This is a genomic window from Streptomyces sp. NPDC031554 (genome assembly GCF_055580685.1).
This window is the reverse complement of record NZ_JBVIKX010000001.1, coordinates 706,766-719,685: the sequence shown is the minus strand read 5'-3', so window position 1 is coordinate 719,685 and position 12,920 is coordinate 706,766. Positions and strand designations below refer to the sequence as shown.

Below are 12,920 nucleotides of genomic sequence, written 5' to 3'. Positions count from 1 at the left end.
GGGAGGCCGGCCGCGCGGACGCCCCGGAGACCACCACGGCCGCCGGTCTCCGTGCCCTCGGCCGGCTCGTCGCCGGCGGCCCGGGCCGCACCCCGCCGCGTATCGCCGTCACCGTCGAGACCGGCCGCGGCACGCAGCCGCTCAACGGCCGCTTCGCCGGCCCCGCCCCACCCGCCGGATCGCCCTCGTCCTGTGCTCCGGTGCGGCCCGCGGCGCCGAGCGCACCGCGCCGGCGGACCCCCCGCGGCCGGCGCCGGCGCCGCCGCCGGTCCGCGTGCCCGGGGCGGACGCGTGACGCCCCCCATCCGGTCGGACGAGCACGGAACACGGCGAATCGAGGACCGCGACGGAGCAACTTCCGACAACTGAGGGCAGGTCGGAAACCCGCCACGGGAACACCCGTTCCGGCTGATACACCTTCCCCCCTGAGCGCTACGCGTCAGGCGTGTGTGCGACAGACCAAGGGGAGTGATGTCGGGCTACGAACTGCTGGCGCGCGACCTGGCCGCGTGCGGGCGCGACGGCTTCACCGGGGAACTGCGCGTGTCCGGCTCCCCCGGCGGCACCGTCCACCTGCGCGACGGGCTCGTCGTCGCCGTCGAGTCGCCGGGCGCGCCCGGACCGGACGCCCTGCTGCTGCGCTCCGGGCGGATCGGCGGCGAGGAGTGGGCCGGTCTGGTGCGCGCCTCCGACGGGGCGCGCTGGCCCGCCGCCGGGCTCGTCGCGCACGGCTACACGGGAGTCGCCCAGCTCAGGGTCGTCTGCCTGATGGCCCTCCAGGACGCCGCGTTCGCGCTCGTCGCGGGCGAGGTGGACGGCTGCGAACGCGTCCCGGGCGAAGGCCCGCCGCCCGGCGCGGTCGCCGTCGGCGAACCGCCCACCCGACTGCTCCAGGGCGCCTCCCGCAGACTGGCCGCCCTGCTCGCGCTGCCCTACCCGGTCCGTCCCGAACGGGAACGCCCCGTACCCGCCTCCCTGACGTACGCCGCCGTCCGCCTGACCGGGCTGCGACGCGAGCTGCTGACCCACGCCGACGGCCGGCGCACCGCCCGCGACCTCGCCTTCCGCGCCGGGCGCGGGGTCTACACGGTGACCGTCGAGGTGGCCCGGATGCTCGCCGAGGGGTTCCTGGAGTGCCCGCGCGCCCCCGTCCCGATCCCGGTCCGGCTGCCGCCCGGCGGGGAGGCCGTACGCCCCCGCGACCGGGCCCAGCCGCCGCCCCCGCCTCCACCGTCACCGTCGCCCGCGGTCCCGCTCCTGCCCCGGCGGCCGCCCGCCCCGCCGCCGGAGCCCGCCGCTCTGCCCCGCCGCCGGCCCGGCGCCAGCGGCATCAAGGAGTTCTTCCGGCTGCGCGGCCCGACGGGCGACTGACCGCCCCCCCGGCGACGTCCCCCGCACCGCGCCCCGCCCGCCGGGCCCGTCCGACAGTCCCCCTCCCGCCGTCCCCCCATCCCACCGTCCCCCCCACGTCCTTCGAACACAGGGGAGTTGCCCACATGGACCACCAAGCCCTCGCGCGGGAGATGCGCGACCTGCGCGAGCAGGTGAGCGGCATCACCGACACCGCGGTCGCGGCGGCCGACGGCCTGCTCATCGCCGCCGACACCGCCGACTCCATCGACCCCGAGGGCCTCGCCGCCCTCGCCGCGGCCGGCCTGGGCCTGGCCCGCCGTACCGCCGAGGCCACCGACCGCGGCGCCCTGCACCGCACGGTGACCTACGGCAGCCACGGCTGTGCCGCCTTCTACGCGGTCGGCGACACCGCGCTCATGGTCGTCCTCGGCGACGAGGGCATGGACGTGGACCGGCTGCACACGGCGACGCAGCCCACCCTGCGCCGCATCGATCTGATCCTCACCGACCGGGCCGCGAAGACGCCCGGGGGAGTCTGAAGGGATGGCGACGAAACGCATGACCCCAGGTTTCTCCGACCAGGTGATGGGCCTGGTCAAAACGCTCCGCACGGACGCCCCCGACTGCGTCGCCTCCGGCGTCGTCGACATGGCGACCGGCATGCTGCTGTCGTACGAGACGGTCGACAACCATCCGCCGGAGGTGCTGGACCTCCTCGCGGGCGCGACCCTCGACCTCTTCCAGGGGCGGACCGTCGTGATGATCGAGGACGTCTTCAAGGAGCGCCGCGGCATCTCCGGCGACAACCACTTCTTCCAGGAGATCCTCGTCAACAGCGACAACCTCACCCACCTGTTCGTGCGGATGACGGAGCAGCAGGACGTGGTCGCGGTGGTCGTCTGCCGCAAGTCCGTGAACGTGGGAATGCTGTTCGCCCAGGTCCGCAGGGTGGTGAAGGAGTACCGGCTGTGAGGGCGCGGCAGCACTGAACGGGCCGGGGACCCCGCCCTCCTGGCAGGTGCCCCCGGCCCGTCCGGTGCCGTGCGCCGCACCCGGGCTCCGCCCGGCGCGCGCCACCGCGTGCGTACCACCTCGTACGTACCGCTGAGCGCGCGTCGCGGCTCGCGCGTCACTCCGTGCGCAAGCCCTCCGGCCGCATCAGCCGCAGCAGCGGCGGCAGGCTCAGCAGCGTCACCCCGAGGACGACCGCGGCACCGATGCCGGTCATCGTCAGCACGCTCGGCCAGTCGACGCCCACCGGCGTGCCCGTCATCCGCAGCAGCACCCCGCCCAGCGTGACGCCCACCACCGAGGCCAGCAGCAGACCGAGCCCGACCGGGATCGCCGTCTGCCACAGCACCGACATGCCCAGCGTGCGGCGCCGGGTGCCGAAGGCGACCAGCGCGGACAGCAGCTTGCGGCGTTCGCGCAACTGCTCCAGCTGCGACACCAGCAGGCTCGCCCCGATCAGCACCAGCACACAGGTGGCGCCGACGAGCAGCCCGGTGCGGATGGAGGCGAACTTGTCGTCCTCCTCGGTGGCGTACCAGTTCATCGGGATCGCCATCGGGTCCACGTGGAACGCCGTGTTGCGGGCGTGGTCGTACGCGTCGGGCACGGACTCGTCGAACGAGAGGTACAGCTGCCCGCTGACCAGTCCCTCGGCCGCCTCGGGCAGCGCACCCGGCGTCATCAGGAAGCCGCCCCGCTCCCACCCGGTGAGGCCCCCGAGCGACTTGACAGTGGCGACGCCCGCGGGGACGGTCCAGACGGCCTCCCGGCTGCCTTCCGGCGTGGACTGCTCGAGGTACAGCTTCGTACCGGGCTTGTTCAGCTCCGGCTCCCCCGGGGCGTCCTCGGTGGCGCCGATCACGAAGACGTCCCCGTCCCCGCACGAGGGGAGCCTCGCCAACTCGCGCAGAGCCGGGCAGTCGCCCACGGTCAGCGCCGTGCTCAGGTCCGGGCCGTCCTCGGTGTTCCAGGAGGAGTCGCCCAGGTAGCCCTCCCACAGGGCCGTCACCTTGCGGACGCCCTCGGTGTCGGCGAACTTCCGGGCGGTCCCGGCCATCGGCGCGCCCTTCGGCAGCTCGACCTGCATCTGCGCCCGGGTGACGTCCTGGCCGGTGGACTTGGTGTAGTCGTCGTCCACGCCCGCGAACAGCATCTGCAGCGCGATCGCCCCGGCGACCGCCACCGCGATGCCGTTGACCATCCGGGCCGCCGTACCGCTGCTCAACTGCAGCCTCCGCACCGCCAGCTGCCAGGCGACGCCACCGGCGCCGAGTCGGCCGACGACCGTCTCCACCAGCCACGGCAGCAGTGCGGTGACGCCGACGAGCAGCAGCAGCACACCGCCGACCACCAGGTACTGGTTGAAGTCGCCGTTGTCGCGGCCCTGCCCGATCATCGGGTAGAGCATCGCGAGGCCGACCACCGGCATCAGCAGCCGCCACCACAGCCGTCGCCGTGCGGGCCTGGCCGTGCGCACCACGCCGAGGGGTTCGATCACCACACCGCGCAACGCGAAGAGGGTGACCAGGACCGCGGCCGTCGGCACCGCCAGCAGGATCAGGGCGGCCAGCGCGGGGGAGGGGTCGAGGTAGCTGGGCCACACGCTGATGCCCATCACCTCGACCGAACCGGCCGCCTGACGGCCGATCAGGAAGAAGACCGCGCCCAGGGCCAGGCCCAGCAGCGACCCGGCCATCGCCTCGCCCGCCGCGATGCGCCGCGTCATCCGCCCGTCGCTGCCGATCAGCCGGAGGGCCGCGAGCCTGCGGTCGCGCCGCTCGCCGCCGAACCGCACGGCCGCGGCGATGAACACGGCCACCGGCATCAGCAGCACCACGATGACGACGAGGACGAGCAGGAGCAGCACCGGGTCGGTCTCCTCCTCCGTCGGCTGCGGGTTCCCGAACTCCTTCAGCCGGATCGCCCCCACCCCGTCGTCGAGGTGCGCGGCGAGCCCGGAGGTGCCCGCGTAGTAAGCGAGTTCCCGGGAGCCGATCAGTCCGGCCTCCCCGATCGTGCCGACGATCCGGTACGGCAGCCGTTCCCGCAGCAACGCCGAGCCGTCGGAGGCGAGCAGCTCCCTCAGCGCGGGCGAGACCACCATGTCGCCCTGGGCCGGGAACCGGTTCACACCGGGCGGCAGGGGGGCCCGCGCCCCTTCCGGTTCCACCAGCCGGCCGCGTACGTCCTTGTCGCGGAACGTCGTGTCGGAGTCGGCGATCAGCAGGGTGTCGTCGGCCCTGGCCGGCCGGCTCGACCCGAACGGCCAGTCGAGCCGGGCGTCCTCACGGTCGTGGCGCGCCGCGAGGGCGTTCGGCACCGCCGTCGTCAGCAGCAGGACGGCGACGCCGAGGCCGACGCCCACCGCCGTCAGCACCGCCCGGATCCACCCCTCCCGTCCGCCCGCGAAGGCGAACCGGGTCCCCAGGGCCAGGTCGCGGCCCCACTGGCGCAGGCTCATACGATCCGCTCCATGTCCCGCGACTTCCCGTCCCGTACGACGATCTCGCGGTCGGAGTACGCCGCCACCCGCGCCTCGTGCGTGACCAGCACCACGGCCGCGTTGGCGGACCGGGCCGCCTCGGTGAGCAGCTCCATCACGCGCTCGCCGTTGAGCGAGTCCAGCGCGCCGGTCGGCTCGTCGGCGAAGATCACCCGCGGGCCGGTCACCAGCGACCGCGCCACGGCCACCCGCTGCCCCTGCCCGCCGGACACCTCGCCGGGCCGCTTGCCGCGCAGGTCGTCGACCTCCAGCCGCTCCATCCACCCCAGAGCGGTCCGCTCGGCCTGCTTGCGCGGGGCGCCGTTCAGCCGCAGCGGCAGCGCCACGTTCTCCACGCAGGTCAGCTCCGGCACGAGCTGCCCGAACTGGAACACGAACCCGAACTCCGAGCGTCGCAGCGCACTGCGCCGGGCGTCGCTCATCGTCGCCAGCTCCTGCCCGTCGTAGGTGATCGAGCCGGAGTCGGGCTGCACGATGCCGGCGAGGCAGTGCAGCAGCGTGGACTTGCCGGACCCGGAGGGGCCCATGACGGCGACGACCTCGCCGGGGTGGATGGAGAACTCGGCGCCGTCCAGCGCGAGCGTCGGCCCGTAGGCCTTGCGGAGGTCCTGCGCGGCGAGCAGCGAACCGGCGGGGGCGTTCACGAGGTCACCGCCTCTCGCAGCCGGTCGAGCCGCGCGGCGGTCAGTTCGAGCCAGCGCAGGTCGGCCTCCAGGTGGAACAGGGCGTGGTCGCAGATCAGCTGGTCGGCGAGGTCGCCCCGGCGCTTGCGGTCGGTCAGGACGCGCATGCTGCGCAGGTGCTCGGAGCGCTGCGTGTCCAGGATGTCGGCCGCGTCGCGGTGCGTGAGCAGCGCGAGGACGACCTTGGTGTAGAGCGTCGACTGGAGGTACGGCTCCGGCTTCTCGGGCGTGGCGAGCCAGCGGGCGACGTCGGTGATCCCGGCGTCGGTGATGGCGTACCGCTTGCGCTCCGGGCCGCCGCCGGCCTCGATGCCGTCGACCTCGACCAGGCCGTTCTTCAGCAGCCGGGACATCGTCGAATAGACCTGGCCGTAGTGCAGCGGCCGGTCGTGACCGAACTTCTCGTCGAAGGCCCGCTTGAGGTCGTAACCGTGGCGGGGCCCGGACTCCAGGAGTCCCAGGAGTGTGTGACCGATGGACATGAGGAGGACTGTACACACGGTGTATACGCGGTGTGTATACGTGGGGCGGCGAAGTGGGGGCGAAGCGGGTGACGCCGCAGGTGGGGGCCGATTGTCACAGGTTCGCCACAGGGGTCGTCCGGGGTCGTCCGGGGTGCGGCAGCCGGGCACGGCGGTCGGACGAGGTGGCCGGACGGGGGGCGGACGAGCGGGCCGGCCGGGGGGCGGGCGAGCGGGCCGGGTGAGCGGGCCGGCCGGGAACGGGAGGGGCGGGTGGCCGGGGGCGGCTGCCGGAGGTCGCGGCCGGCTCGACGGGCCTCCGTCCGGGAGGTTCGAGCGGTCAGGCCGGCGGGGGCCCCGGCGTGGCGCCCCCGGGGGAGCCGGGGCCGGGGGCGCCCGGGGGGCCGGGCGGGGAGGAGCCGGGGGAGCCGGGACCGGGGGAGCCGGGAGGCCTTCCCCGGCGGGGCAGGGGGCCGGCCTCGCCGGGCAGCCTGCCCGCCTCCTTCAGCGCCCTCCGGAGCAGGAACTCGATCTGCGCGTTCGCCGACCGCAGTTCGTCGGAGGCCCACCGGGCCAGCGCGTCGTACACCAGCGGATCGAGCCGCAGCAGCACCTGCTTGCGCTGCTGCGGCCGACGCCGGGGGGCGGCCCCCTCCTCGGGCGAGGTCACTGGTAGAGCGTCCCCGTGTTCAGCACCGGCTGCGGTGCCCGGTCCCCGCACAGCACGACCATCAGGTTGGACACCATCGCCGCCTTCCGCTCCTCGTCCAGTTCCACGATGCCCTGCTCGGCGATCCGGCCGAGCGCGGCCTCCACCATGCCGACCGCGCCGTCCACGATCTCGCGCCGCGCCGCGACCACCGCGCCGGCCTGCTGCCGCTGGAGCATCGCGGAGGCGATCTCCGGAGCGTAGGCGAGGTGGGTGAAGCGGGACTCGACGATCCGCACGCCGGCGGCCGCCACGCGCGCGTGCAGCTCGACGGCGAGCTTCTCGGTGATCTCCTCGGCGTTGCCGCGCAGCGAGAGCCCGTCCTCGTCGTGGGCGTCGTAGGGGTACTCGATGGCTATGTGCCGGACCGCGGCCTCGGTCTGGGTGGAGACGAACTCCACGAAGTCGTCCACCTCGAAGGAGGCCTGCGCGGTGTCCTGCACCTTCCACACGACGACCGCGGCCAGCTCGATGGGGTTGCCGTAGGCGTCGTTGACCTTGAGGACGGCGGTCTCGTGGTTGCGGACGCGGGTCGAGATCTTCTCGCGGGAGGTGAAGGGGTTCACCCAGCGCAGTCCGTCCTCGCGGATGGTCCCCCGGTAGCGGCCGAACAGCTGCACCACGCGGGCCTCGCCCGGCGCCACCGTGTTCAGCCCGCACATCGCGAGGAACGCGGCGAGCGCGACGAGGACGCCGCCGGCGATCAGCGCGGCCTTGCCGCCGGCCGCGGTCACGGTGGTGGCGGCCGCGATCATCCCGGCGCCGGCCAGCAGCCCGGCCAGGCCGGACAGCAGCGCGAGGCCGCCGCCGACGCTGCGGGCCGGGAACTCGCGCACCCGCGGGGCGGGCATCTCGGGCACGTCGGCGGTGGCCGACGGGTCGTGCGCGGACTCGTTCGCGGACATGGGTCCCCCGTTTCTCGCGGACGCGCGGGCCGGTGGTCCGGCGGCCGTCCGCGGACGAACTGTGGTCTATCTAAGTGATATCACTTTATCGCATGTCGGCAACCCTCGGGCCCTCCCGGGCGTCGGTCTCGGTGGAACGGTGTGTCGGTCTCGGTGCGACGGTGCGCCGGTTCCCCCGCGCGGGGTGCTGATTCTCACGCCCCCGTGGGGCCGGATCGAGACCCGTTCGTCACAGAGAGCGGTGTTAGCTTTCTGAGCTGACCTGCCTCCGGGCACTGGTGTGACTGCCGAACAGGAAGCGGAGCGAGCGGACTCATGGGACGAGCGGAAGAGAGACGGGCGCGGCAGCGTGGTGGTCGTCGCGCGGCGCCCGGGAACCACTCGTCGCAGCCGGCGGCCCCCGAGTCGCGCACCGAGCCGGCGCCGTCCGCGCAGGGTGCGACGCACGCCGCGGCCGGCGGACGCGCGGCGGCCCGCCGCGGCACGAGGAAGGGCGGCAGGGGTGCCGAGGGCGGCAAGGGCCGCATACGCCGCCTGTTCACCTGGAAGAAGGTGCTCGGCGGCTTCCTGGGTTTCTGCGTGCTCGTCATCGGCGCCTTCGTCCTCCTCTACATGACGACGCCGATCCCGGACACCGCGAACGCCGACGCCCAGCTGCAGAGCAACGTCTACAAGTACAGCGATGGCACCCTGCTGGCCCGCGACGGCAAGCTCAACCGCGAGAACGTCGACCTCGCCGACGTCCCCAAGGAGGTCCAGCACGCCTTCGTCGCCGCCGAGAACAAGAGCTTCTACGACGACGCCGGCGTCGACCTGAGGGGCACCGCGCGCGGTGTCCTCAACACGGTCATGGGCAAGGGCGCCCAGGGCGGTTCGACGATCACCCAGCAGTACGTCAAGAACTACTACCTGACCCAGGAACAGACGGTCACCCGCAAGCTCAAGGAACTGGTCATCTCCCTCAAGCTGGACCGGGAGAAGTCCAAGGACTACATCCTGGCCGGCTACCTCAACACCAGCTACTACGGCCGCGGCGCCTACGGCATCCAGGCCGCCGCCCAGGCCTACTACCGCGTCGACGCCGACAAGCTCACCGTCCCCCAGGGCGCCTACCTCGCGGCCCTCCTCCAGGCCCCCAGCCAGTACGACTGGGCCGCCGCCTCCGACACCGGCAAGAAGCTGGTCCAGCAGCGCTGGAACTACGTCCTCGACAACATGGTCGAGGAGGACTGGCTGGACCGGACCGAGCGCGACGGCATGGAGTTCCCGGTCCCCGAGGAGCCCAAGCCCGCCCCCGGCCAGGAGGGCCAGGTCGGCTATCTGGTGAAGGCCGCCAACAGCGAGCTGGAGAAGCAGCTCGTCGCCCAGGGCGTCGCCGACAGCGCCCAGGAGGCCGAGGCGATGGTCAGCGCCGGCGGCTGGAACATCACCCTCAACGTCGAGAAGAAGAAGCAGAAGGCGCTGGAGAAGTCCGTCAAGGAACAGCTGACCAGCAAGCTGGACGCGAAGAAGCGCCCGGTCGACGGCGACATCCAGGCGGGCGCCGTCTCGGTCGACCCCGGGACGGGCGCGGTCGTGGCGATGTACGGCGGTGTCGACTACGTCAAGCACTACACCAACAACGCCACCCGCACCGACTACCAGCCCGCCTCCACCTTCAAGCCGGTGATCCTGGCCGCCGCCCTGGACCAGGGCGCGGTGACCCAGGACGACGAGAAGATCGACGTGAACACGGTCTACGACGGCACCAGCAAGCGCCCCGTCGTCGGCAGCGACATCGGCTTCGCCCCGGAGAACGAGGACGACGTCGACTACGGGGACGTCACCGTCCAGACGGCGATGAACCAGTCCGTCAACTCCGTCTTCGCCCAGCTGGGCGTCGACGTCGGCATGGACAAGGTCCTCAAGACCGCCTCCGACCTCGGCATGGACACCGCGGACCTGAAGGCCGTGCCCGCGCAGACCCTCGGCACCATGGGCGCGAGCCCGCTGCAGATGGCCGGCGTCTACGCGACCCTCGACAACCACGGCAAGAAGGTCACCCCGACCCTCATCAAGTCCGCGGAGAACAGCGCCCACGCGGTCGAGCCGGCCGACCCGATCGGCGACCAGGTCGTCAGCCGCAAGGCCGCCGACACGGTCACCTCGGTGCTCACCGGCGTGGTCGACGACGGCACGGCCCGCAAGTCCGTACGGGACAACCCCCTGCGCAACGGGCAGAAGGTCGCGGGCAAGACGGGCACCTCCGACGACAACAAGTCGGCCTGGTTCACCGCCTACACGCCCGACCTGGTCACCTCGGTCGGCCTGTTCGGCGAGTCCGCCGAGGCGCCGCACCCCCAGGTCACCATGACCGGCGCGACCGGCCTGCTCCCCGGCAAGGGCCGCGTCAACGGCGGCGGCTACCCGGCGCAGATCTGGGCGGCGTACACCTTCGGGGTGTCCGGCAAGGTCAGCGCGTTCGACCTGGAGACCGACCAGGGCGCGGCGGTCCAGCCGAGCGCCACGGCGAGCCCCTCGCAGTCGCCCTCGGAGGAACCGTCGGAGGAACCGACCACGGCCTCCCCGTCGAGCGAGCCGTCGAAGACGCAGACCCCGTCACAGTCGCCGACCACGCAGGAACCGTCACAGGAACCCACGACGGAGGAACCGTCGCAGACACCGACCACGGGGACGCCGACGACCGAGCAGCCCCAGAACCCGCTGGATCCGCAGTTCGGCAGCGGCGACCAGTAGCGGGGGCGGACACGGCGGGAGCGGACACGGCGGAGGGGGGGGCCCGCCGCGAGACCGGGGCCCCCCCCCCCCCCCCCCCCCCCCCCCCCCCCCCCCCCCGCCGCCCCCCCGGCGCCCCCCCCCCCCCCCCCCCCCCCCCCCCGTGGACCGGATGTGCGGCGGCGCCCCCCTGCGGGGGGGGCGCCCCGGGGGTGGGCCGACGGGGGGGGGGGGGCCCCCGCAAACTGGGGGGCCCCCCCCTCCGCCGTACCGCCGTCCCCTGCCGTACCGCCGTCCTGCCGCCGGGACGGCCCACGAGCTCCGGCTCCCACGAGCTCCGGCCCCTACGAGCCCTGGTTCAACTCGAACCAGACCACCTTTCCGGCGCTCAGCCGGGTCGCCCCCCACCGCCGGGCCAGCCGGTTCACCAGGTACAGCCCGCGGCCGCCCTCGTCGGTGGCACGGGCCTGCCGCAGCCGGGGCAGCTGCGGCACGTCGTCGCCGACCTCGCAGCGCAGCACGTCGGTGCGCAGCAGCCGCAGCGACACCGGCCGGGTGGTGTACCGCACCGCGTTGGTGACCACCTCGCTCACCAGCAGCTCGACGGAGTCCGTCATCTCCTCCATGTCCCAGCGGGCCAGCGCCTGCCGGGCGAGGCGTCTGGCCCGCCCCGGAGCCGCGTCCTCCGGCTCCAGGAACCAGTACGCCACGTCACTGGGCGCGATCCCGTCGAAGCGGGCGGCCAGCAGCGCGATGTCGTCGTCCCGGTCCCCGGGGCCGAGCATGTCGAGGACCTCGTCGCACAGGGCCTCCAGCGGCGGCGGATGGTCGGGACCGGTCAGCTGCGCGGTCGCGGCGAGCTTCTCGCGCAGCTGCTCTATGCCGGTCGCCACGTCCCGCAGCCGGGACTCCACCAGACCGTCCGTGTACAGCAGCAGGGTGGCACCGGCGGGCGCGTCCAGCTCGACCACCTCGAAGTCGACGCCGCCCACCCCGATCGGGGCGCCCGGCGGCACCCGCAGCACCTCGGCCCGGCCGCCCAGGTGCAGCAGGACGGGCGGGGGATGACCGGCGTTGGCGATGGTGATGCGGTGCGCCACCGGGTCGTAGACGGCGTAGAGGCAGGTCGCCATGCGGTCGGTGCCCAGCCGCTGGGCCTGCTCGTCCAGATGGTGCAGGACCTCCTGCGGCGGCAGGTCCAGCCCGGCCAGCGTCTGCGCCGTGGTGCGCAGCTGGCCCATGATGGCGGCGCTGGTCATGGAGTGCCCCATGACGTCACCGACCACCAGCGCGACGCGGCTGCCCGGCAGCGGGATCGCGTCGTACCAGTCGCCGCCCACCCGCGCGGTCTCCGCCGCCGGCAGATAGCGGGAGGCCAGCCGCACACCCGTGGGCCGCGGCAGGGTCTCCGGCAGCATCGTGCGCTGGAGCTCGTCGGCGATGTACGCCTCGCGGTCGTACAGCACCGCCTTGTCGATGCCCAGCGCGCTGTGCGTGGCGAGCTGCGCGGCCACCAGCAGGTCGTCCGCGTCGAACGGGATGCGTTCGGGACGGCGGATGAAGACCGCGGCCCCGATCACCCGGCGCCGGCCGCGCAGCGGCGCGAGGATCGCCCGCTGCCCGCCCGGAATGTCCAGCCGGCTCTCCGCACCGAGGAGCTCGGGCAGCGCGACGGTCGCCGCCGGAGTGTCCGCGAACACCGGACGCACCCCGCGCAGCACCTCGGCGAGGGCCCCGCCCGGACGCACCTCGCACAGCTCCGCGATCGCCGCCGACAGCTCCGACAGCTCCGGCGCCTCGGGCGGCGGCAGACCGAGCTGCGCGAACCCGGGCTCGGGCTCGCGCTCCTCGGGGATCCGGTCGGTGCGCCGCAGCCGCAGCACGACCCGGTCGACGACCGGCCGCTCGTCACCGACCGGCAGCGGATCGCGCAGGTAGACCAGGATCGCGTCGGAGAAGGTCGGCACGGTGGCCCGGCACAGCCCCATCACGATCTCGTCCAGGTCCAGGCCGCGGGCGATCCGCCGGGTCGCCGCGCCCACGAAACGCAGCCGGTCGCCGTCCCGCCGCATCGGCGTGGGCTGCCGGCCGGCCGCGGGCGCCTGCCCGGTCCGCCGCTCCCGGCCGTCCGGGCGCGCCTCGGCGCCCGGCTGGAGCGGTACGGCCTCGGGCGCGGGGCGCGGCCGGTGGGAGTCCGGCCCGGTGCCCGCCGCGGGCTGTGCGTGCTCGGCGTCGGAAACGGCCTGATCCTTCCCCTGGGGACGAGGCGCCGGGCCGCCCGGCGCGGTGGTGCCCGGCGCGCCGTCGGTACGGGCCTGGGCGGCCGGCGGTAAGGCGGCGGCACCCGGTGCGGGCTCCTGGGCACGCAGGAGCGCCCCGCGGTCGTCCGTGGGGTCCACGCCCTGAGGGCGTTCGTAGGAGGTGGGCTGCTCCGTCACGCGTGTCGAATCCGTCCGTCCGGGGCTGCGCGCCGCGCGTGCAGTCGGTCCCGCAGAGAACCCGATACCCGGAACACGTGTCCCCGGAACGGATTTCCCGTGTGGTCAGAGGCTGTTCCTGTGCCACCGGTGGGCCCACCGC

10 protein-coding genes are annotated in these 12,920 nt (G+C 74.0%); 4 read left to right on the top strand and 6 right to left on the bottom strand.

All coding sequences use genetic code 11. From position 1 onward, the window contains the following. Nucleotides 1-471 precede the first annotated feature (471 nt). The 3 genes from ACZ5FU_RS03115 (at nt 472) to ACZ5FU_RS03105 (ending at nt 2,325) form a co-directional block, all read left to right on the top strand. Nucleotides 472-1,371 (top strand): MarR family transcriptional regulator, encoded by a 900-nt coding sequence (locus ACZ5FU_RS03115; RefSeq protein WP_451775286.1) that lies wholly within the window; start codon nt 472-474, stop codon nt 1,369-1,371. 125 nt (nt 1,372-1,496) lie between these two features. Continuing rightward, entirely contained in the window at nt 1,497-1,892 is a 396-nt protein-coding gene (locus ACZ5FU_RS03110) for a roadblock/LC7 domain-containing protein (RefSeq protein ID WP_451525353.1), read from the top strand. A gap of 4 nt (nt 1,893-1,896) precedes the next feature. Beyond that, on the top strand, nt 1,897-2,325 hold the full coding sequence (locus tag ACZ5FU_RS03105; RefSeq protein WP_451525354.1) for a hypothetical protein: 429 nt from the start codon (nt 1,897-1,899) through the stop codon (nt 2,323-2,325). A 157-nt stretch (nt 2,326-2,482) separates the two neighbouring features. Here ACZ5FU_RS03105 and ACZ5FU_RS03100 read toward each other — a convergent pair whose 3' ends face one another. The 5 genes from ACZ5FU_RS03100 to ACZ5FU_RS03080 all read right to left on the bottom strand — a co-directional run bounded on the left by ACZ5FU_RS03100 (nt 2,483) and on the right by ACZ5FU_RS03080 (nt 7,625). Beyond that, complete coding sequence (locus ACZ5FU_RS03100; RefSeq protein ID WP_469044315.1) at nt 2,483-4,825, bottom strand: ABC transporter permease; 2,343 nt, start codon at nt 4,823-4,825, stop codon at nt 2,483-2,485. Beyond that, nucleotides 4,822-5,511: an ABC transporter ATP-binding protein gene (locus tag ACZ5FU_RS03095; RefSeq protein WP_451525356.1), complete on the bottom strand. Its 690-nt coding sequence runs from the start codon at nt 5,509-5,511 to the stop codon at nt 4,822-4,824. The genes ACZ5FU_RS03100 and ACZ5FU_RS03095 overlap by 4 nt, the downstream gene beginning before the upstream one ends. Beyond that, nucleotides 5,508-6,032 (bottom strand): PadR family transcriptional regulator, encoded by a 525-nt coding sequence (locus tag ACZ5FU_RS03090; RefSeq protein ID WP_451525357.1) that lies wholly within the window; start codon nt 6,030-6,032, stop codon nt 5,508-5,510. The genes ACZ5FU_RS03095 and ACZ5FU_RS03090 overlap by 4 nt, the downstream gene beginning before the upstream one ends. Before the next feature lie 319 nt (nt 6,033-6,351). Continuing rightward, entirely contained in the window at nt 6,352-6,732 is a 381-nt protein-coding gene (locus ACZ5FU_RS03085) for a type II toxin-antitoxin system antitoxin (protein WP_468643034.1), read from the bottom strand. Beyond that, nucleotides 6,678-7,625, bottom strand: coding sequence for an SPFH domain-containing protein (locus ACZ5FU_RS03080; protein WP_451525359.1), 948 nt, complete (start codon nt 7,623-7,625; stop codon nt 6,678-6,680). Before ACZ5FU_RS03080 ends, ACZ5FU_RS03085 begins: the two co-directional genes overlap by 55 nt. A gap of 315 nt (nt 7,626-7,940) precedes the next feature. On the opposite strand from ACZ5FU_RS03080, the gene ACZ5FU_RS03075 reads away from it, so the two are divergent. Next, nucleotides 7,941-10,361: a transglycosylase domain-containing protein gene (locus ACZ5FU_RS03075; protein WP_469044313.1), complete on the top strand. Its 2,421-nt coding sequence runs from the start codon at nt 7,941-7,943 to the stop codon at nt 10,359-10,361. A 323-nt stretch (nt 10,362-10,684) separates the two neighbouring features. On the opposite strand, the gene ACZ5FU_RS03070 is transcribed toward ACZ5FU_RS03075, so the two are convergent. Then, nucleotides 10,685-12,778, bottom strand: a complete 2,094-nt coding sequence (locus ACZ5FU_RS03070) for a SpoIIE family protein phosphatase (RefSeq protein ID WP_469044311.1) — start codon at nt 12,776-12,778, stop codon at nt 10,685-10,687. Between the last annotated feature and the right edge of the window lie 142 nt (nt 12,779-12,920).

Excerpts from the sequence above, each read along its gene's own strand:
- ACZ5FU_RS03080 (WP_451525359.1), bottom strand. The coding sequence starts at position 7,625 with ATGTCCGCGAACGAGTCCGCGCACGACCCGTCGGCCACCGCCGACGTG.
- ACZ5FU_RS03100 (WP_469044315.1), bottom strand. The coding sequence starts at position 4,825 with ATGAGCCTGCGCCAGTGGGGCCGCGACCTGGCCCTGGGGACCCGGTTC.
- ACZ5FU_RS03110 (WP_451525353.1), top strand. The coding sequence starts at position 1,497 with ATGGACCACCAAGCCCTCGCGCGGGAGATGCGCGACCTGCGCGAGCAG.
- ACZ5FU_RS03115 (WP_451775286.1), top strand. The coding sequence starts at position 472 with ATGTCGGGCTACGAACTGCTGGCGCGCGACCTGGCCGCGTGCGGGCGC.
- ACZ5FU_RS03075 (WP_469044313.1), top strand. The coding sequence starts at position 7,941 with ATGGGACGAGCGGAAGAGAGACGGGCGCGGCAGCGTGGTGGTCGTCGC.
- ACZ5FU_RS03090 (WP_451525357.1), bottom strand. The coding sequence starts at position 6,032 with ATGTCCATCGGTCACACACTCCTGGGACTCCTGGAGTCCGGGCCCCGC.
- ACZ5FU_RS03105 (WP_451525354.1), top strand. The coding sequence starts at position 1,897 with ATGGCGACGAAACGCATGACCCCAGGTTTCTCCGACCAGGTGATGGGC.